General features: G+C 67.4%; 9 protein-coding genes. 5 read left to right on the top strand and 4 right to left on the bottom strand.

Annotation, left to right across the window (positions count from 1 at the left end; genetic code table 11):
• Entirely contained in the window at nt 1-252 is a 252-nt protein-coding gene (locus ACVENA_RS17770) for a hypothetical protein (protein WP_449326462.1), read from the top strand.
• A gap of 59 nt (nt 253-311) precedes the next feature.
• Here ACVENA_RS17770 and clpB read toward each other — a convergent pair whose 3' ends face one another.
• Entirely contained in the window at nt 312-2,891 is a 2,580-nt protein-coding gene (gene clpB / locus ACVENA_RS17765) for an ATP-dependent chaperone ClpB (RefSeq protein WP_257545608.1), read from the bottom strand.
• A gap of 131 nt (nt 2,892-3,022) precedes the next feature.
• Here clpB and ACVENA_RS17760 point away from each other — a divergent pair, with 131 nt between their 5' ends.
• The 4 genes from ACVENA_RS17760 to ACVENA_RS17745 all read left to right on the top strand — a co-directional run bounded on the left by ACVENA_RS17760 (nt 3,023) and on the right by ACVENA_RS17745 (nt 10,215).
• The gene (locus ACVENA_RS17760) at nt 3,023-5,176 is read left to right on the top strand and encodes an acylase (RefSeq protein ID WP_257545606.1); all 2,154 of its coding nucleotides are present in this window, start codon (nt 3,023-3,025) and stop codon (nt 5,174-5,176) included.
• A 100-nt stretch (nt 5,177-5,276) separates the two neighbouring features.
• A complete protein-coding gene (locus tag ACVENA_RS17755; protein WP_449326461.1) occupies nt 5,277-8,171 on the top strand; it encodes a M16 family metallopeptidase in 2,895 nt (964 codons plus the stop codon).
• A gap of 24 nt (nt 8,172-8,195) precedes the next feature.
• The gene (locus ACVENA_RS17750) at nt 8,196-8,498 is read left to right on the top strand and encodes a hypothetical protein (RefSeq protein WP_257545602.1); all 303 of its coding nucleotides are present in this window, start codon (nt 8,196-8,198) and stop codon (nt 8,496-8,498) included.
• Between the two features lie 505 nt (nt 8,499-9,003).
• Nucleotides 9,004-10,215 (top strand): multidrug effflux MFS transporter, encoded by a 1,212-nt coding sequence (locus ACVENA_RS17745; protein ID WP_257545600.1) that lies wholly within the window; start codon nt 9,004-9,006, stop codon nt 10,213-10,215.
• 371 nt (nt 10,216-10,586) lie between these two features.
• Here ACVENA_RS17745 and ACVENA_RS17740 read toward each other — a convergent pair whose 3' ends face one another.
• The 3 genes from ACVENA_RS17740 to ACVENA_RS17730 all read right to left on the bottom strand — a co-directional run bounded on the left by ACVENA_RS17740 (nt 10,587) and on the right by ACVENA_RS17730 (nt 20,415).
• Nucleotides 10,587-12,218: an amino acid permease gene (locus ACVENA_RS17740; RefSeq protein ID WP_257545598.1), complete on the bottom strand. Its 1,632-nt coding sequence runs from the start codon at nt 12,216-12,218 to the stop codon at nt 10,587-10,589.
• Nucleotides 12,219-12,320: 102 nt separating this feature from the next.
• Nucleotides 12,321-14,450 (bottom strand): penicillin-binding protein 1C, encoded by a 2,130-nt coding sequence (gene pbpC, locus ACVENA_RS17735; protein ID WP_449326460.1) that lies wholly within the window; start codon nt 14,448-14,450, stop codon nt 12,321-12,323.
• Nucleotides 14,451-14,577: 127 nt separating this feature from the next.
• Nucleotides 14,578-20,415 carry an alpha-2-macroglobulin family protein gene (locus ACVENA_RS17730; RefSeq protein WP_449326459.1) on the bottom strand — a complete coding sequence of 1,946 codons (5,838 nt, stop codon included), beginning with the start codon at nt 20,413-20,415 and terminating at the stop codon, nt 14,578-14,580.
• Between the last annotated feature and the right edge of the window lie 132 nt (nt 20,416-20,547).

Genomic DNA, 20,547 nt, shown 5'->3' with positions numbered 1-20,547 from the left:
ATGAAATCGCTTACCATGGCCGCTCTGGTCGGCTGCGTCGCTTTGCTGCCGGCTGCCGTGAGCGCCGCCGAGAGCAAGGACAAGAAGGCGAAAGACCCCAATGAGGTCGTCTGCCGCAAGGAAGAGGTGCTGGGCAGCCGGCTCCAGAGCCGCAAGGTCTGCATGACGCGCGCCGAATGGGCCGATACGCGCCGCGAGAACCGCAGCAATATCGAGCGCGCGCAGGTCCAGCGCCCTCTTAACGGACAATAGGCACACGGATATGGGGCGCTCCGCATTCGAGGAGCGCCCCTTGTCCCGGTTCCGGCGGGTTACGCCGGGGTCAGCGTCAGCGCGCCGTCGCCTTCGTCGACCCGGATCGTCGATCCGTCCCTGACCTCGCCCTTGAGGATGAGGTCGGCGAGCGGATCCTGCAGATATTTTTGCACCGCGCGCTTGAGCGGCCGCGCGCCATAGACGGGATCGTAGCCGACGCGGCCGAGCCACGCGCGCGCGGCGTCGGTGAGGTCGAGCGTCACCTTGCGGTCGGCGAGCAGCTTCTGGACGCGCGCCACCTGAATGTCGACGATGCCGCCCATATGCTGCTGCGCGAGGCGGTGGAAGAGCACGATCTCGTCGAGCCGGTTCAGGAATTCGGGCCGGAAATGCGCGCGCACCACCTCCATGACGGCGGGCTCGGCCTGCTCGACCGGCGCGTCGTCGGGAAGCGCGGCGATCGCCTGGCTGCCGAGGTTCGAGGTCAGGATGATCAGCGTGTTGGTGAAGTCGACCGTGCGGCCCTGCCCGTCGGTCAGCCGCCCGTCGTCGAGCACCTGGAGCAGGATGTTGAACACGTCGCCATGCGCCTTTTCGACCTCGTCGAAGAGGACGACCTGATAGGGCCGGCGGCGCACCGCTTCGGTGAGCACGCCGCCTTCCTCATAGCCGACATAGCCCGGAGGCGCGCCGATCAGCCGCGACACGGCGTGCTTCTCCATGAACTCGGACATGTCGATGCGGACCATCGCATTGTCATCGTCGAACAGGAAGCGCGCGAGCGCCTTGGTGAGTTCGGTCTTGCCGACGCCCGTCGGGCCGAGGAAGAGGAACGAGCCCAAAGGCCGGTTCGGATCCTGTAGCCCGGCGCGGGCGCGACGGACCGCGGTCGAGACGGCGCGCACCGCTTCGTCCTGGCCGATGACGCGCTGGCCGAGCGTCTCTTCCATGCCGAGCAGTTTCTCGCGCTCGCCCTCCATCATCCGGTCGACCGGGATGCCGGTCCAGCGGCTGACGACGGCGGCGATGTCGTCGGCGGTGACCTCCTCGCGCAGCATCGCATTGCCCGAGGCGGCCTGCGCCTCCTCGAGCTGCTTTTCGAGGCCCGGGATGGTGCCGTAGCTGAGCTCGCCCGCCTTGCCGAGATCGCCGGCGCGCTGCGCCTGTTCGAGCTGGCTGCGCGCGGCGTCGAGCTGTTCCTTGATCTTCGCCTCGGCGTGGATCTTGTCCTTTTCGGCTTGCCACTTCTGCGTCAGCTCGCTCGACTGCTGTTCGAGGTTCGCGAGTTCGGCGCGCAGCTTGTCGAGCCGGTCCTTCGACGCGGTGTCGGTCTCTTTGGTCAGCGCCGCTTCCTCGATCTTCATCTGGATGATGCGGCGGTCGAGAGTCTCGATCTCTTCGGGCTTCGATTCCACCTCCATGCGGATGCGGCTCGCGGCCTCGTCCATCAGGTCGATCGCCTTGTCGGGCAGGAAGCGGTCGGAGATATAGCGGTTCGACAGCGTCGCGGCGGCGACGATCGCCCCGTCGGTGATCCTGACGCCATGGTGCAGCTCATATTTTTCCTTGAGCCCGCGCAGGATCGAGATCGAATCCTCGACCGTCGGCTCGCCGACGAAGACCGGCTGGAAGCGCCGCTGGAGCGCGGGGTCTTTCTCGACATATTTGCGATATTCGTCGAGCGTCGTCGCGCCGATGCAGTGAAGCTCGCCGCGCGCGAGGGCGGGCTTGAGCAGGTTCGAGGCGTCCATCGCGCCGTCGCCCTTGCCCGCGCCTACCAGCGTGTGCATCTCGTCGATGAAGAGGATGATTTCGCCCTCGGCCGATTTCACTTCGTCGAGCACGCCCTTGAGGCGCTCCTCGAACTCGCCGCGATATTTGGCGCCCGCGATCAGCGCGCCCATGTCGAGCGCGAGCAGGCGGCGGTCCTTCAGACTGTCGGGGACGTCGCCGTTGGCGATGCGCAGCGCGAGCCCCTCGGCGATCGCGGTCTTGCCGACGCCGGGTTCGCCGATGAGGACCGGGTTGTTCTTGGTGCGGCGCGCGAGGATCTGCACGGTGCGGCGGATTTCCTCGTCGCGGCCGATGACCGGGTCGAGCTTGCCTTCGCGCGCGACTTCGGTGAGGTCGCGGGCATATTTGTTGAGCGCTTCGAAACTGTCCTCCGCCCCTGCCGTATCGGCGGTGCGGCCACGGCGCAGTTCGTTGATGACATTATTCAGCGCGTCGGCCTTCAGCCCCGCATCGGCGAACGCCTTGCCGACCGGGGTCGAAGGGGCGAGCACCATCGCGAGCAGCAGCCGTTCGACGGTGACGAAGCCATCGCCGGCCTTCTCGGCGAGCTGTTCGGCCTGGTCGAGCAGGCGCACCGCGTCATTGTCGAGGCCGGGCGTCGCCTGCGCGCCCGAGCCTGAGACGGCGGGCACTTTCGCGAGCAGCGCGTCGATGGCCGAGGTGGCGCGCGCGGCGTCGCCGCCGGCGCGCTGGATCAGCCCGGCGGCCATGCCTTCCTTGTCCTCGAGCAGCGCTTTCGCGATATGCTCGGGGCTGATCCGCTGATGATTCATGCGGATCGCAATCGTCTGCGCCGACTGGAGGAATCCCTTGGCGCGGTCGGTAAATTTTTCGAGGTTCATGTAAGTAAGCCCCTTTCTCGCCGTCAGAGATAGTGTTGCTAAATTGCAACACAAGAGCATGGCTTCCCGCGCTGCGAATTTTCCGCCATGAGGCGCTGTCGCGACTGATAATGCATGGAATGGGAAAGCGGATGCGCAAATTTTTCATCGGCCTCCTGCTGATCGTGGTCGCGGCGCTCGTCGGGCTCGCCGTCTGGGAGCCGCTGAGCGCGAAGGCACCGGCTGCGCCCGCTTTCAAGCCGAGCGATGTGCAGATCGCGCGCGACAAATTCGGGGTGCCGCATATCTTTGGGCGCACCGACGCCGACGTCGCCTATGGCGTCGCTTACGCCCATGCCGAGGATGATTTTTCGACCTTGCAGGAGGTGCTTGCGATGACGCGCGGGCGTGCGGGGGCGATGCTTGGCGCGGATGGTGCGAAGGTCGACTATGCCGAGGCGCTGCTCGGCGTTCGCGCGACGACCGCGCGCGACTGGCCGCAGCTTCCCGAAGATGTCCGGAAACTCTTCACCGCCTATGCCGCGGGGCTCAACCATTATGCCGACAAGCATCCGGACGAGGTACGATTGTCGGGGCTGTTTCCGGTCACCGGCGAAGATGTCGTCGCGGGCTTCGTGCTGCGCTCGCCTTTCTTCTTCGGGCTCGATTCGGTGCTCGGCGGACTGACCGAGGACAAGGTGCTGGGGCGCGAGGGCGGGCCATCGCTCGACGCCAAGGGCAAGCTGGTGCCGCGCGAGCTGACCCCGGTCGGGCGCGATCCCGAGGCCAATGGATCGAACGGTTTCGCGGTCGCGCCGTCGCGCGCGCCCGACGGCGCGACGCGGCTCGTCTCCAACTCGCACCAGCCGTGGACCGGCGGTGTCGCCTGGTACGAACTGGTGGTGCATTCGGGCGAGGGATGGGATTTCGCGGGCGCGAATTTCCCCGGCTCGCCGTACCCCTTCCTCGGCCACAATAAATATCTCGGCTGGACCAACACGGTGAACCGGCCCGACCTGATCGACATCTACAAGCTGGTGCTCGACGAGAGCGGCAAGAACTACCGCTTTGACGGCAAATGGCGGCCGCTCGAGGAAAAGCGCATCTGGCTGCGCGTCAAATATGGGCCGTTCGTGATCCCGGTGCCGCGCACCATCTATCGCTCGGTGCAGGGGCCGGTGATCGTCAACGCCAAGGGCGCGTTCGCGATCCGCTATGCCGGAATGGATCAGGCGAAGATGGTCACCCAATATTATCGGCTCAACAAGGCGCGCAATTTCGCCGAATGGCGCGCGGCGATGGCCGGGCAGGGGGTGCCCGCGACGAATTTCATCTATGCCGATGCCAAGGGCAATATCGGGATGTTCTACAACGCGATGTTCCCCGACCGGCCGGCGGGCTTCAACTGGCGCGGCGTCCTGCCGGGCGACACTTCGGCCGATGTGTGGACGAAGACGCTGCCGTTCGACCGCGTGCCCGCGCTGGTCAATCCGCGCTCGGGTTATGTGATGAACGCGAACAACACGCCGTGGGTCGCGGCGGGGCCGGGCGACGAGCTCGACCCGGCGGCCTTTTCGCCGCTGCTCGGCATCGAGGACGACATGACCAACCGCGCGACGCGGCTGATCGAGCTGTTCGAGGCGTCGGGACAGATTGACGAGGCGCGGCTGAAGGCGATCAAATACGACACCGCCTATGCGAAGACGGGCTATGCCAAGGCGTGGATCGATCGGCTGCTCGCGCTCGATACCAAGGGCGACCCGGCGCTGGCCGAGGCGCAGGATCTGCTGCGCAAATGGGACTGGACTCTCGACGGCAAGGGCAAGGGCGATGCGCTCGCGCTGATGGTGCTGCGCCCCGCGAACGGCAGCCATTATCAGCGCAAGGCCGACCCCGACCCGCGCCAGGTGCTGAGCGAGACGGTCGCGCATCTACAGGAGCATTTTGCGGGCCTCGACCCCAGGCTCGGCACCGTGCTGCGGCTGCGTCACGGCGAGGGGGCGCATCGCGTCGACCTGCCGCTCGACGGCGGCAACGACACGGTGCGCGCCTCGACCCTGTGGGATGTCGAGCCCGACGGGCGGCTCAAGGTCCGCCACGGCGACAGCTTCGTCATGTTCGTGACCTGGGACAGAGCGGGGCAGGTGCATTCGGAATCGATCCAGCCCTTCGGCGCCGCGACGACACGGCCCGACAGTCCGCATTACAACGACCAGGCGCCGCTGTTCGTCGCGCACCGGTTGAAGCCGGTGCTGTTCGATCCGGCGGCGCTCAGGGCCAGCGGAGCGCGCTTCTATCGGCCTTGAATGCGGCAGACGGCTGTCCTAAACCGCTGATACAGTGCCGTCCGGCACCCGGTCGCTCGCAGGCCGTCCGCGCCCGCGCTCGCTATCCAAGAGGAAGTCCATGCCCCGTTTTCATCGATTCGCCATCGCCCTTGCCCTGTCGACCTCGCTCGTCGCCGCCGGTCCGGCGCTCGCCAAGGCGAAGGAGGCAAAGCCCGCCCCGATCGCCGAACTCGTGAAGGCGGTCGACATCCCCTATCAGAGCTTCACGCTCGACAACGGCCTGCGCGTCATCGTGCACGAGGATCACAAGGCGCCGGTCGTCGCGGTGTCGGTCTGGTATCGCGTCGGGTCGAAGAACGAGCCCGCGGGCAAGACGGGCTTCGCGCACCTGTTCGAGCATCTGATGTTCAACGGGTCCGAAAATGCGCCCGGCGATTTCTTCGAGCCGCTGCAACAAGTCGGTGCGACCGATTTCAACGGCACGACCAACGTCGACCGCACCAATTATTTCGAGACGGTGCCGACCGGCGCGCTCGACCGCGCCTTGTTCCTCGAAAGCGACCGCATGGGGCACCTGCTCGGCGGCATTACGCAGGAAAAGCTCGATAACCAGCGCGGCGTCGTCCAGAATGAAAAGCGCCAGGGCGACAACAATCCCTATGGCCTGCTGCGCTACGAGATTTTCGAGAATCTCTTTCCCAAGGGGCATCCCTATCACCACAGCACGATCGGCTCGATGACCGACCTCAATACGGCGAGCCTTGCCGACGTGAAGAAGTGGTTCACCGACAATTACGGCCCGAACAACGCCGTTCTCGTGCTTGCGGGCGACGTCGACCTTGCGACTGCCAAGGCAAAGGTGACCGAATGGTTCGGCGACATTCCGCGCGGCCCGCAGGTGAAGGCGCCCGAAACCTCGGTCCCGACGCTGCCCGCTCCGCTCGCGAAAGAGGTCAAGGATCTGATCCCGACGACGCGCATCTATCGCATGTGGGCGGTTCCGGGGCTCAATGACGCCGACGCGGTGGCGCTGCAGATGGCGACCACGGTACTCGGCGGGCTGTCCTCGTCGCGGCTCGACAATGCGATGGTGCGCAAGGATCCGGTCGCGGTCAGCGTCGCCGCTGGCACGCAGACGCTGGAGGATGCGGGTTTCCTGATCGTCCAGGCCGATGTGAAGCCGGGGGTCGATCCGAAGGTCGTCGGCGACAAGCTCGACGCCCAGATCGCAGACTTCCTCGCGACCGGCCCGACCGCCGACGAGTTGCAGCGCGCGGCGGCGAGCTATCTCGGCGGTACGATCGCGGGGCTCGAATCGGTCGGGGGCTTCGGCGGCAAGGCGGTGACGCTGGCCGAGGGCGCGCTCTATTCGAACGATCCCGCCTATTACAAGACCGAGCTCGACCGGCTCGCCAAGGCGACGCCCGAGCAGGTGAAGGCGGTCGCGAACAAATGGATGTCGCGTCCGGTCTTTTCGCTGACCTACACGCCGGGCGAGCGCACCGAGGGCGGTGAGAATCGCGGCGGCGCGGTGATCGCGGGCAAGGCCATCGGCGTCGCGCCCGACCGGTACTGGAACCCGGCGCTCGGCGATGTCGGCCCCGGCGCCGGATCGAATGGGGGCGCCGTGGGAGCGACCTCGATCGCCGACCGGTCGCAGATGCCGGCGGTCGCCGATCTGAAGGCACTCGATTTCCCGGCGATCGAACGGGCGAAGCTCAGGAACGGCATCGAAGTCGTCTTTGCGCGCCGCACGACGGTGCCGACGGTGCAGGTCGCGGTCAGCTTCGACGCGGGCTATGCCGCCGATCCGCACAATGCGCTCGGCACCCAGTCGCTAATGCTCAGCCTGATGGACGAAGGCACGACGAGCAAGGATTCGATCGCCTTTGCCGAAGCGAAGGAGCGCCTCGGCGCGCAGATCGACGGATCGGCGAGCGCCGATGAGACGGTGTTCAGCCTGTTCGCGCTGAAACCGAACCTCGCTCCGTCGCTCGGCTTGCTCGCCGATTATATCCGGAACCCCGCTTTCGATGCGAAGGAACTGGAGCGCGTGCGGGCGCAGCAGCTCAATCGCCTCCAGGCCGAGCTCAACAACCCCAATGCGATCGCCAGCCGGGTGCTGATGCCGGCGCTCTATGGCGCCGATCATCCCTATGGCATCCCGCCGTCGGGCCTGGGCGACGCCGCGGCGGTGACCGCGGCGACGCGCGATCAGCTCGCGGCGTTCCACGACGCATGGGTTCGCCCCGACAATGCGCGTATCTTCGTCGTCGGCGACACCACGCTGAAGGAGATCACCAGGGCGCTCGATACCGCCTTCGGCGATTGGAAGGCGCCTGCGGGAGCCAAGCCCGAAAAGCATTTCGAGATCGCGATTCCGAAGCCGCAGCCGCGCATTCTGCTCGTCGACCGGCCGAAATCGCCGCAGTCGGTGATCCTCGCCGGCAAGGTGCTCGATGCGAAGGGCGGCGATACACTCGAAGTGCTGCGGTCGGCGAACGACATCTTCGGCGGCGATTTCCTGTCGCGCTTCAACATGGACCTGCGCGAGACCAAGGGCTGGTCCTATGGCGTGCGCTCGCGCATCACCTCCGACCAGGACCGGGTGAGCTGGATCGTGGCGGCGCCGGTCCAGGCCGACCGTACCGGCGATTCGATCAAGGCGTTCCAGACCGACCTTACCGAATTCCTCGGCGACAAGGGCGTCACCAAGGAAGAGCTGGAGCGGACGGTGAACGGCAGCGTCCGCGAACTGCCGGGCAGCTTCGAAACGTCGGGCGACGTCCTCGGCGGGATGCGCCAGATCGTGAAGTTCGGCCGCCCCGACAATTATTACGAGACGCTGCCCGCGACCTATGAGGCGATGACGACGGCCGAGGTCGATGCCGCGGCGCGGAAGGCGCTCAGCACCGGCGATCTCGTCTATGTCGTGGTCGGCGACGCCGCGGTGGTGAAACCGCAGCTTGACGGACTGGGCCTGCCGGTGGAAATAGCGAAACCCGCTAACTAACATTGGTTTCAGTAGGAGAGGTTTATGTCTGGAGTCGACGGCAATTATGATTGCGTCACCAAGTCGCCGATGGGCGACCAGAAATCGGTCTTCACGGTGAAGAGCGACGGCGACAGCTTCACCGGCCAGAATGCCGGCGCGATGGGGTCGCTCGATGTCGAGAATGGCAAGGTCGACGGCAACAAGCTGACCTGGACCATGAACATGAAAGTGCCGATGCCGATGACGCTGGAGGCCGAAGCGACGATCGACGGCGACACGCTGACCGGCACGATCAAGGCCGGCCCGTTCGGCTCGATGGCGATGACCGGCACGCGCCAGGCCTGATTTTTTCGGGTTCGAAATGGGAAAGGGCCGCTCCCCGTCGGAGGCGGCCTTTTTCGTGGGCATGTGTTGCGCGGGCTTTGTCGATGGCGATTTTGGGGTGGAGAGCTGCCCCCTCCCCACCTTCGTCATTCCCGCGAAAGCGGGAACCCAGAGTGGGGTCAGCCGACGCACGCTTTGGGTTCCCGCTTTCGCGGGAATGACGACGATAAGAAACGCTACGCGCGACTTCCAAACTCTCGTCATCCCGGACCCTTCGGCAGGCTCAGGACAGGCTTGATCCGGGATCCATTCTCTCAGCGCCGGATGAATGGATCCCGGATCACGTCCGGGATGACGATGTAAGATGGGGCAGCTTCCGGTCGAACCCCTCCATTCCAATCGCGCAGACACCCCATCCCCCTCGCTTGCATAGCTTTTCGCCCCTCGGGGGCTATCCAAAGCGGGCGGGGTGGCGCATAGGGCCGCCGCAATGCACAAAATGACCGAATCCCCCCAGCGGTCCCGCATGCCCGGCGGCCGCGAAATGGTGTTCATGATGGCGATGGTCATGGCGCTGAATGCGCTCGCCATCGATTCGATGCTGCCCGCGCTGCCCGCGATCGGCGACGGGCTGGGGGTCACGGTCGCCAACGACCGGCAATATGTCATCTCGACCTATCTCTTCGGCATCGGCGCCGGGTCGCTCTTCTACGGCCCGCTCTCCGACCGTTTCGGGCGCAAGGGCGTGCTAGTGCCGGCGCTGTTCGCCTATGTCGCTTTCTCGATCGGCTGCGGACTCGCGACCAGCTTTCCGATGCTGCTCGCGCTGCGCTTCGGGCACGGGCTGATCAGCGCCGCGCTCGGCGTGATCGTCGTCGCGGTGATCCGCGACCTCTTCTCGGGCGACGCGATGGCGAAGCGGCTGTCGATGATCTTCCTCGTCTTCATGATCGTCCCCGCGATCGCGCCCACCATGGGCGCGGGGATCACCGCCTTCGCGAACTGGCGCGCGATCTTCATCGTCCTTGCGGTGATGGGCTGCGTCATGCTGCTGTGGCTGCGCCGTTTGCCCGAGACGCTGGCGCGCGAGGACATCCGCCCGCTCGACGCGCGGACGATGATCGCGGGCTGGGCGACGGTGACGCGGCATCGCCGCGCCGCGGGCTATATGATCGCCTCGGCGATGATGCAGGGCGCGCTCTATGGCTATCTCAACAGCAGCGAGCAGATCATCGCCGAGGTGTTCGGGGCGCAGAGCTGGTTCCCGCTGGTCTTCGCCTGCGTCGCGGCGGGGATTGCGATCGCCAATTTCTCGAACGCCGCGATCGTCGAGCGCTTCGGCGCGCGGCGTGTGTCGCAGAGCGCGACCTTTGCCTTCATGGCGACGTCGATCGCGCAGATCGCCGTCGCGATGAGCGGCGCCGAGACCTTGTGGATGTTCACGTTGCTGATGATGGTCAACGTCGGGCTGATCGGCTTCATCGGCAGCAATTTCGGGTCGATCGCGATGGAGGATTTCGGTCATATGGCCGGGGTCGCCTCCTCCTATCAGAGCTTTTGCAAGACCTTGCTCGCCGCCGCGATGGGCGCTGCGATCGGCCAGCTCTATGACGGATCGACGCTGCCGCTCGCCTATGCCTTTCTGATTTCGGGGGTGGTGGGGCTGGCGCTGGTCTTCTGGGCCGAGCGCGGCAAGCTCTTCACCCGCCCCGGCACCGCGCCGCGCACGCCCTATTGAGGACACGGACTCCGGTTCGGCTCTTGTTCGCCTGGACCTTCGACAGGCTTGTTTCGGGGGTCATGGTCTGCCTTGTCCTTCGACGCCGCGCTCTTTTTGTTTCGCACAAAGGCACAAAGCCACGAAGATGTCGCGCCAGCCGCGAAGCGGATTTCCTTTGCGACCGCGCGACTAGCCGCACCGTTGATGGAGGAAAGGGCCTGTCGGCCCAAGCCTTCTTCTTCGTGGCTTTGTGGCTTTGTGCGAAAAATAACGGGCGCCGCGTCGGCTGGAAAGCACCGGGCCGTGGATGCTGAAATAAGCCAGTCCTGAACTCGCAAAAAGAAAGGGGGCCGAAGCCCCCTTTCCCCCCTTTTTGATGGTCCCGGCCGTCAGTCGAACGACGGCGTCGGGGGCACCGGCGGCGGCGGCGCGTCGGAGTCGAGTTCGTGCACTTCCACGAGCCCGCGGCCGACGTGGCTGCGCGAGCGGCTGTAGCCGAAATAGATGAGCAGGCCGATGGCGCCCCAGATCGGCAGCACCAGCTTCGCGGTCAGCGGCAGCGACAGATAGAGCACGACGCAGCCGAGGATCGCCAGCGGCGCGACGACGAAGACCAGCGGCGTGCGGAACGGCCGATGGCGATTCGGGTCGGTGCGGCGCAGCACCATCACCGAAATCGCGACCATGAAGAAGGCGAACAAGGTGCCCGCGTTCGAATAGTCGGCGAGCTTGCCGACCGGCAGCACTGCGGCCGCGAAGGCGGCGCAGACGCCGGTGACGACGGTGACGACGTGCGGGGTGCGATATTTGCTGTGCACCGAGGCCAGCTTTTCGGGCAGCAGGCCGTCGCGCGCCATGGTGAAGAAGATGCGGGTCTGGCCGAACATCATCATCAGCACGACCGACGGCAGCGCGAGCACGGCGGCAAGGCCGACGAGCCGGCCGACGAACGGCCAGTCGATCGCTTCGAGGACATGGACCAGCGCTTCCTTCGAGCAGACGAGCGGCTCGACGAACCCGCCGGCGACCAGCGTCGCGCAGCGGCCCGCGAGCTCCGGCGAACCCGGCGACAATATCTGACCGGCGGCGTTGGCGACCGGCTGCGCGCCGATCGCGCCGATCGCGCCCGACGCGACGAGCAGATAGAAGATGGTGCAGATCACCAGCGAGCCGATCAGGCCGATCGGGACGTTGCGCTGCGGATTCTTGGTTTCCTCGGCGGCGGTCGAAACGGCGTCGAAGCCGACATAGGCGAAGAAGATCGAGGCCGCGGCGCCGAGCACGCCGAGCCCCGAGGAGCTGAGCGGATTGCCGATTCCGGTCGGCATGAACGGGTTGAAATTGTCCGAATTGAGGACCGGCAGCGTCAGCGCGATGAAGGCGGTCAGCGCGGCAATCTTGATCAGCACGAGCACGGCGTTGACGCGTGCGCTTTCGGTCGTGCCGATCACGAGAAGCCAGGTCACGAAGCCGATCACGATGATCGCAGGAACGTTGATCCAGCCGCCGACCGCGAGCGCCTTGTCGAGGTCCTCGCTGGGCGCCGCGCCGATCGCGAGCTGCATATGCGCCATCAGCGCATCGGCGTTGCTGATCGCCGCGGGGATATGCCACCCCAGCGAATTCAATAGCCCGACCGCGTGGTTGGACCAGCCGACGGCGACCGCGCTGGCGCCCACCGCATATTCGAGGATCAGCGCCCAGCCGACCATCCAGGCGAGGATTTCGCCGACCACGGCATAGCTGTAGGTATAGGCCGAGCCCGAGACGGGCACCATCGACGCCAGTTCGGAATAGCAGAGCGCTGCGACCGCGCAGACGAAGCCCGCGACGACGAAGCTCAGCAGCATCGCCGGGCCGGCCTTTTGCGCGGCTTCGGACGTCAGCACGAAGATGCCGGTGCCGATGACGGCGCCGATGCCGAGCATGGTGAGCTGGAAGGCGCCGAGCGTGCGATGCAGCCCCTTTTTCTCGGCTGTAGCCAGGATGGCGTCGAGCGGTTTGACGCGGCCAAATATCATCAAATATCCCCTTTGGGGCGCCCGAACGGCCCCCTCTCCTGGCGGCGCAGACTAACCGCTCCGCGCGTCAGCGCAACTTAATTTCACGCGCGTTACAGCGGTTCACCGCACCGTGAATCGCACCCGGTCGATCATCCGCCCGCCGGGATCGACGAGCGCGAGCATATGGATGCCGGGGCGCGGCAGGATTTGCGGACCCGCATCGGCGTCGCCGAGCGGCTTCCTGTCGAGGATCAGGCGAAATCCCGTCACGTCGCCGCTGACCAGCACCGCGAGGCTCTGGCGGTCGATCGGGATATCGGGGTCGAGCGCATAGACGCTGCCGCTGACCGGGCTGGTGATGCGCGGGCGGCGCGCGGCCTGCGGCGCGGCGGCGATTTCGCTCTGCGCGGTGCCGCGGAGGAAATATTCGCGGCGCGGCGGCTCGCGCGTGCCGGGAAGCGCGACCTGGCGCGCCTCGACCCCCTCGGGCATTTTCGGGGGTCTGCCGGGGCTGCCGGTGTGGAGCGCCATCATCACGTCGCGCCACACCGGCGCGGCGCCCGAGGTGCCCGAGACGGCGCGCATCGAATCGCCCTCGAGATTCCCCACCCAGACCGCGACGGTGTAGCGATCGGACCAGCCGACGCACCAATTGTCGCGCATCCCCTTCGAGGTTCCGGTCTTGGCCGCGGCCCAGAAGGGGAGGCGGAGCGCGCTGTCGGCGCCGAAGGCGTCGGCGCGGGCCGAGGCGTCGGCGAGGATGTCGCCGACGATGAAGGCGGCGCCGGGATTGACGATCTGGCGCGGGGCTTCGGCTTTCTCGCCGATGCGATAACGCACCGGCGACCAGCGACCCTGGTTGGCGAGGGTGCGGAAAGCATTGGCCTGTTCGACGAGGCTAACCTCGGCCGAGCCGAGCGCGAGGCTGAAACCATAATATTCGCCGTCCTCGACGAGGCCGTGATAGCCGAGCGTCCACAGGCGGTCGCGGAAGAGCTGGACGTCGTCGATGACGAGCGTGCGCACCGCCGGGACATTGAGCGAGCTGGCGAGCGCGTGGCGGACGCTGACCGGGCCCTGAAAATTATGGTCGTAATTCTTGGGCACATAGAGGCCCGAGGCGGTGTCGAGCTGAACCGGGCTGTCGTCGAGGATCGAGGCGGCAGTGAGCCAGCCATGCTCGATCACCTGCGCATAGAGATGCGGTTTCAGCGTCGAGCCTGCCTGCCGCCGCGCATTGGCGCCGTCGACCTGCGCGGCGGTCGATTTGAGGCCGACGCCGCCGACATAGGCGAGGACGTCGCCGGTGGCATTGTCGAGCACGACGACGGCGCCGTCGCGCACGCGGTCCGAGCCGAGGCCCGCAAGCTGGCGGCGCAGCGCGATGATCGCGGCGGTCTGGATGCGGCGGTCGATGGTGGTCGTGACGCGCTTGCCGGGCTTGTCGAGCAGCCGCGTTGCGAGGTGCGGCGCGAGCGCAGGATCGAAGCGCGCCGCCTGCTCGCCCGAGACGAGCGTCGCGGCGGCGGCATCGATGGCGGAGCAGTCTGCCGCCTTCGCGATTCGGCACGCACGCTTGCCGAGCACGTCGGCTTTCGCGGCGGGGTTCGGGAGCAGGCCCGCGAACAGCGCGGCGTCGGTGCGGTTCATCTCGGCGGGCTTCTTGCCGAACAGGCTCTGCGCGCCGGCGCCGATCCCCTGCGCCTCGCCGCGCAGGGGGAGGAGGTTGAAATAGGCTTCGAGCATCTGCTCGTGCGTCCAACCCGACGCGAGCGCCTGCGCCGCGCGCATTTGACGGATCTTGGCGAACCAGCCGCGCTGACCCGGCTGCGCGAGGTCGGGGGCGAGGAAGGCGGCGAGCTGCATCGGCAGCGTCGAGGCGCCGCGCGAGCGGCCGCCGGTCCAGCGGGTGCGGATCGCGCTGGCGATCGCCAGCCAGTCGACCCCGCCGTGCGACCAGAAGCGATGATCCTCGGCCGCGACGACGGTGTCGCGGACCGTGGGGCTGATATCCTTCAGCGGCACCCACGCGAGGCGGCGGTGCTCGAAATTGACCCGCTCGCTGTCGAGCAGGCGGCCGTCGCGGTCGTAGAGCCAGGCCTCGCTGGGTTTCCAGTCGGCGCGGACCGCGGCGTAATCGGGCATCGCGGGCGGGCGGGTGAGGAGGTGCGCGATGGTGAGGAGGATCAGGGCGGCGAGCGCCGCCCACGCCAGCGCGTCGAACCAGCGGCGGTTGCGAGTCTGTTCCATCGTTTAATTCAGCGCGTGCTCCCGCGTAGGCGGGAGCCCATCTTCCGCCGGTGCCAGTTTGAACCGACCCGAGATGGGCCCCCGCCTTCGCGGGGACACGCGGATGGAAAGGTGGGGTGAGCAGCCATCACCGCGCCGCCGCAGCCACCGTCACCGGCGCGTTGGGCCACTGGCCGCGGATCGCGGGCGAGTACATCGCCTCGACGCGCGTCGGGGGCAGGGTGAAGCGGCCCGAGCCGTTCAAGCGCACGACATATTCGACCGCGTGGGTGCCTGTGGGCATCCAGCCGTAATAGCCGCGCCAGCTATCCTTGCCGCGCTCGACGTAGCTCGGCTGCCAGTCCGATCCGCTCGCTTGCTCGGCCAGCATCTCCGACTGGCCGCCGAGATTGCCGACGATCGTCGCGCCCGGCGGGATCGGGTCGTTGACGATGACCCAGGTGCGGCCCGCGGCGGCGGTGACCTCGATCCGCACCTTGATCACGTCGCCGCGCGTCAGGTGGGCGGGGTCGGCCGCCTTGACGACGCTGACCGAGCGCTTGATGCGGTAGCCCGCGTTGAGCGGTTCCTTGAGCGGCACCGCCGCCTTGACGCTGACGGTTGCCCACGGGGCGCCGCTGCCTTCGTGGCTGAGGCTCATCGTCGCCGCGGCGAGCGCGACACGCAGCGGCGAGGGGGCCTCTGCGGGCAGCGGCCAGCTTTGCGAGGCGGTGGCGCCCGCGAGGCTGATGTTCGTCACGCCGGTGATCGCGCTTGCCGGATAGAGCTCTGCGAAGCGGCGGACGGTGACGGCGCCCCACGCATTGGCGGGGGTGGTGTCCCAATGGCCCTTGCGCTGGCGCTGCGCGACGCCGACCATCAGCTTGCCGGCGTCATCCTCCCAGCCCTTGCGGCCGAGCACGGCTTCGAGCGCCTTGATCGCCATCTCGTCGCCGCTGGTCATCATCCACCACGGCGCCTTGGCATCGTCGACGAGGTCGAGGCGCGTGCCTTCGTAGACGAGGCGCTTGCGCAATTCGGCTTCGGCCGCGGTGCGCAGCGCGACGGCATTGCGGACGCCCGGCGTGCGCTCGATCGCGACGAGCCAGTCGGCGAGGGTGCCGGTCGCCATGTCGACCGGCGCCATGTCGATCGCCGCGACGAGCTGTGGGCTCGCCGCATTGTTGCGCGCGAGCGCCGCGAGCGCGGCGACGCGGACCGGGCGGATGTCGTAGGGGCCGTATCCCTTGCGGGTCAGCCGCCCCTCGATCACCGCCTGCAACGCCTTGATCATCTTCGCCTTGGGCGCTTCGGGGATTGCGAAACCGTTCGCCGCGGTGATCGCGAGGACATAGGCGGTGAGCTCGGGCGAGCCCTCCATCCGGTCGTTCGGCCAGTAGCGGAGCAGCCCGTCGTCATCGAGATAGGTCGGCATGGCGCCGACGAGCGCCTGCCACCGCCCGACGTCGCCGAGCGCGACGGCACGCGAGGTCGACTGCTCGAAGCAGTTATAGGGATAGATCGCCATATAGTCGCGCACCGCCGCCAGCGGCGGCGCGAGCGTGCCCGCGAGCGCGACGTCGACGTAACCGCCGGGCAGCGCGCCCGCCGGGATCGCGATCGGCAGCGTCGTGTTCGGACCGACGCGGAACAGGCTCGCGGCCCAGGTCTCGACCGGCACCGCGGGCTCGACGCTCTGCTCGAAGGTCAGGCGGTCGCGTGCCTTGCCGTCCTTCGACGCCGCGTCGACGGTCCACTGGATCGGACCGGTGGCGTCGGGCGCGGTAATCTGCCAGCTGATCGGCACCGCGCCGCCCGCCGGGATCGTCACGGTGAGCGGCGGCGCGGTCGCGACTGCAGGCGACAGCGTCGCCGTCGCGGTGACCGTCATCTCCCTGTCGGTGCCGTTGCGGAGCGTGAAGCGCGCGTCATAGACGTCGCCGGTGCGGACGAGATCGGGGAGGCTCGCGAAGACGCCGAGATCCTGCACGGTGCGCACGCTCGTCTCGCCGGTCCCGAAATATTGCGATCCGTCGGTCGCGATCGCGACGAGGCGGAAGGCGGAGAGATTGTCGCTGAGCGGGACTTCGACCGTCGCGCGACCCTTGGAGTCGAGCGGGACGCGGCCTTGCCACAGCAGCACCGGGCGGAAATCCTCGCGCGTCAGGCCCGAAAGGTCGCCGCCGCCCCCGCCGCCGGGTTCGAGCGCCTTGCGGCCGTAATGCCGCTTGCCGACGACCTGCATCTGCGCGGTCGAGGTGAGGACGTCGAGCGTGCGCTCGCCCATCATCGCGTCGATCAGCTTCCAGCTTTCGTTGGGCGCGAGCTGAAGCAGCGCCTCGTCGACCGCGACGAAAGCGACGTCGGCGTTTGCCGGGGCTTTGCCGCTGGGGGTCTTGACCTCGATGCCGACTTTGGCGGTTTCGCGGATCGCATATTTCTCCTTGTCGGCCTTGACCTTGACGCCGAGCTGATGGCCTTCCCAGCCGACCTTGATCCGCGCGATGCCGAGGCGGTAGCTCGGCTTGGCGAGATCGACGAGCGCGGTCGCGGGCGCGCCTTCGCTATTCTCGATCTGGAAGCCGACCGCGCGTTTCATCTTGCGGAACCAGCTTTCCTCGCCGGTGACGCGGCCGCGCACCGCCATCACCGAGACATAGACGTCGGGCGCGTATGTGGCGGGGAGCTTGACCTCCACGACCGGGTTCGTTCCCTTCAACGGAACGACGAAGCTGGAGAGCACGCCTTCGCGCTCGACGGTGACGAGCGCGGTCGCTTCGCGGAACGGCATGCGGACCTGGAAGCGCGCGGTGTCGCCCGCCGCGTAGCGCGGCTTCTCGGCGATCACGTCCATGCGGTCGCCATTGTCGCCGCCGAACCACCAGTCGTTGTCGCCCGCGAGCCAGACCGAGCGCACCGCGCGCGCCTCGTTTCCGCTCTCGTCCTGCGTGGTCGCGACGACGGTCACTTCGCCCGAGACGCCGGGCGCCATCGCGCAGCTCGCGCGGCCGAGCTTGTCGGTCGTCGCGCTGCACGTCGCCCCCAGCCGGGTCGTCCGCATCTGATTGTCATAGGCGTAGAAGCCACCAATCAGCCGCCGCCGCGCGGTGATGATCTCGCGGTTGTAGAGCGCGACCTGGACGCGCTGGCCGGCGATCGGCTTGCCGTCGAGATCGAGCGCGACGAATTTGAGGCGCAGATCATTGTCGCGCATCAGCCAGCCGTCGGTCTTGAGCCCGAGGCGCACGGCCGAGGGATAAAGGGTGATGCGGCGGGTCGACGTCAGCGTCTCGCCGTTCGCATCCTCATAATCCATCTCGACCGCCATCTGGGTCGGCTCGACGATCGGCTGGTCGACGACGATATTGGTCGTCGCAGTGCCGTCGGCGCCGAGGGTGAGCGGCACCGAGCGCGCGAGCGGCATGTCGGCCTCGGGCTCCTCGCCGCTGTCGTCGAGCTGGATCACGCCTTCCTTGACCGGCCGGCCGTCGAAATCCCAGTCGCGATAATCTTCGGGCGCCGTCCACGCGGCGCGGAAGGTCGAGCGGAGCTCGACCGGCAGATTCGGCGCCGGGCCGCCCGACAGATAGCCGACGAACAATGACAGCGGCACCTGCGCGGGCCGCACGAGCGATTCCTTCGGGCTGGTCACGGTCGCCTTCATCGTCGGCAGGCGATATTCGTCGACGCGCACCGACTGGTTCGACCAGATGTTCTTGTCCTTGCCGTCCTTGTCTTTCGTGACGAACACCAACTCATAGTCGCCCATCGGCGCCGAGGCGGGGACGTTCCACGTCGTTTCGCCGCTGCCGCCCGCGTCGATACTGAACGGCATCTCGAACTCGGTGTCCGAGCCGCGGTGGACGAGGCGGAGCTTGCCCGCCATCGGTTGCGGCGCCGTGAAGCCGGTGCCGACGGGGCGGCGCAGGATATGCTTCATGTGGACCGTCTCGCCCGCCTTGACGAGCGCACGGTCGAACAGGGTGTGGAGGATGTCCTCGCGTTCCGACCAGCCATAGGGAAGGTCGAAGTCATAGGGGCGGATGCCGTCGCCCCAGTCAGTCAGCGTGAAGCTGAAATCGTCGCCCGAGCGCGCGCTGACCATCAGCGCATGGCCCTCGCTGTTCGCGGGGTCGGGGTCGTCCTCGCAGCTGGCATAGGTCTCGGGCTGCGGCAGGCCGCCGGGGAAAGCGAGGCGACCGGCCTTGTCGGCGGTGCCGCGCGCGAGCAGGCGGCCGGTGCAGCTATCGGTGACGCGGACCTCGGCGCCCGCGACGGGAAGCCCGGTGTCGAGCGACGTCACCCAGGCAAGCGAGCTCTCGCGGCCCCATTTGAAATGTACCGCCATATTGGTGACGAGCGCAGCGGTCGCGACATAGCGCGTCGCCTTGCGCCCGAGCAATTTGGCGCCGAGTTCGGGGCTGGCGATCTCGACGACGTGGAAGCCCTTTTCGGCGAGCGGAATGCCGACGACCTCGAATTCCTTGCCGCCGGCGGGCGGGGCAAGCGTCAGATTACGGCGTTCGCCGCCCGCGGGGGCATCCTCGAACACCGATTTCGTGCCGGTGTAATTGACCGTGACGTCCTTGCCGCTGCGATCCTTTTCCTCGCGATAGTCGGTGTCGTCGGCATCGGCGACGCGCTTCAGCCAGCGCGCGATCGCGGCATCGTCGTCGCCGACGCGGAGCGCAGTCGCGGGCATCTTGAGGTTCGCCTGCACCAGCGATGCCTCGACCCCGCGCACGGTGACGGGCAGGACGCCGCCCTCGGATGCTTCCAATATGCCGAATTCGGCGGCGAATTTGACGATCGGCGGGGCGCTGTCGATGTGGAATTTCAGCGGGAAATTCGACTGGTTCTGCAAGCGGCGGCCGCTCTGGTCGGCGATGTCGGCGGGGAGGACGAGCGTTGCGTCGACATTCTGCGGCAGCGGGCCGTCGAAACGGACGCGTTCGAGGAAGGCGTCGTTCCTGTCGTCATCGTCGATCTTCGCGGCGATGGTCTTGCCGTCGGTGGTACGGAGCGTCGCGGCGAGCGCGACATCGCGCGCGACCGGCGCGGCAAAGCCGAGGTTGATCGGTTTCAACGGGTTGCAGCCCGCCTGCGGATTGACGCGGCTGCACGACATTTTCGCGGTGAAGGCGGGGCGGACGTCATAGTCGAAGCGCTGGTCGCGGCCGGCGGTGCGGCCCGGCACGCCGGCCTGCGAAATGCGCGCATCCCAGACGAGCGCCATCTCGCGTCCGGGGGGCAGCGGGCGGCGGCACTTGACCGGGACCACGCGCGCCAGCGCCGCCTCGCGGTCGGCGCCCGCGGCGGGCAGGCGCAGCGGCAGGCCGGCGTCCTGGGTGAAGCTTTGCGCCGACCATTGGTCTCCGATGCCGTCGAGGATCGTGGCGGCGGTTTCGGGTTTCAGCACGTCGACCGGAATCTTCTCGCCGATGCCGTCGACCGCGCAATAGGCGAAGCGGCTGACCGAGGCGCGGTCGGCGGCGACGTTGGTGGCGACGAGGAAGACCTGCTCCTCCTCGATGTCGCCATAGCCATTGCCCGCGAGCACCGCGCGCGCCGAGGGGCCGCCGGTGTCGATCTCGAACCGGCTGTTGCCGACGACGTTCACGCCGCGCGCGGTGGTGAGGCCATCGCGCAGATCGACGTGGCAGCTCACGCCGCCGGGAAGCGATTTTTCGAATTCGAGCACCCAGGTGCGCGTGTCGACCCAGCGGCCGTCGGCGGGAACCTTGCAGTCGTGGGTCGCGGGGGCCTTGGCGCGGGGATCGCCGAGCGGCACCATGTCTTCGGAAAAACGCAGCGTGAAGCGGCTGATCGTGCCGTCGCCGGTGCCCGCCGAGCCGGGCGTCGCGAGCGTGACTTGCGGGACGGTGTCGCCGCCGGCCGCGACGAGCGCGGCGGCGAGCGGAATCATCAGCGCGAGTCGCGCCTTGCCGGCAAAAGCCTTCGCCAGCGCCTGCCATCCCGTTGCCATTGCGTCGTCTCCCCGGTGAGCCCAGACCTATCCTGCTGGAAACAGGGGCCTCTGTCCACCCGTCGCCGCACGGTGCACACGGTTAACCGCAACCGGCGAAAAGGCTGTGACGGGGATCATAGACAAGCACAG

Source organism: Sphingopyxis sp. 550A, assembly GCF_053569535.1.
Note: the sequence above shows the minus strand (reverse complement) of the source record. Positions and strands in the feature narration are given on the sequence as shown.

Excerpts from the sequence above, each read along its gene's own strand:
- ACVENA_RS17770 (WP_449326462.1), top strand. The coding sequence starts at position 1 with ATGAAATCGCTTACCATGGCCGCTCTGGTCGGCTGCGTCGCTTTGCTG.
- pbpC (WP_449326460.1), bottom strand. The coding sequence starts at position 14,450 with ATGGAACAGACTCGCAACCGCCGCTGGTTCGACGCGCTGGCGTGGGCG.
- clpB (WP_257545608.1), bottom strand. The coding sequence starts at position 2,891 with ATGAACCTCGAAAAATTTACCGACCGCGCCAAGGGATTCCTCCAGTCG.
- ACVENA_RS17750 (WP_257545602.1), top strand. The coding sequence starts at position 8,196 with ATGTCTGGAGTCGACGGCAATTATGATTGCGTCACCAAGTCGCCGATG.
- ACVENA_RS17760 (WP_257545606.1), top strand. The coding sequence starts at position 3,023 with ATGCGCAAATTTTTCATCGGCCTCCTGCTGATCGTGGTCGCGGCGCTC.
- ACVENA_RS17755 (WP_449326461.1), top strand. The coding sequence starts at position 5,277 with ATGCCCCGTTTTCATCGATTCGCCATCGCCCTTGCCCTGTCGACCTCG.
- ACVENA_RS17730 (WP_449326459.1), bottom strand. The coding sequence starts at position 20,415 with ATGGCAACGGGATGGCAGGCGCTGGCGAAGGCTTTTGCCGGCAAGGCG.
- ACVENA_RS17740 (WP_257545598.1), bottom strand. The coding sequence starts at position 12,218 with ATGATATTTGGCCGCGTCAAACCGCTCGACGCCATCCTGGCTACAGCC.
- ACVENA_RS17745 (WP_257545600.1), top strand. The coding sequence starts at position 9,004 with ATGCCCGGCGGCCGCGAAATGGTGTTCATGATGGCGATGGTCATGGCG.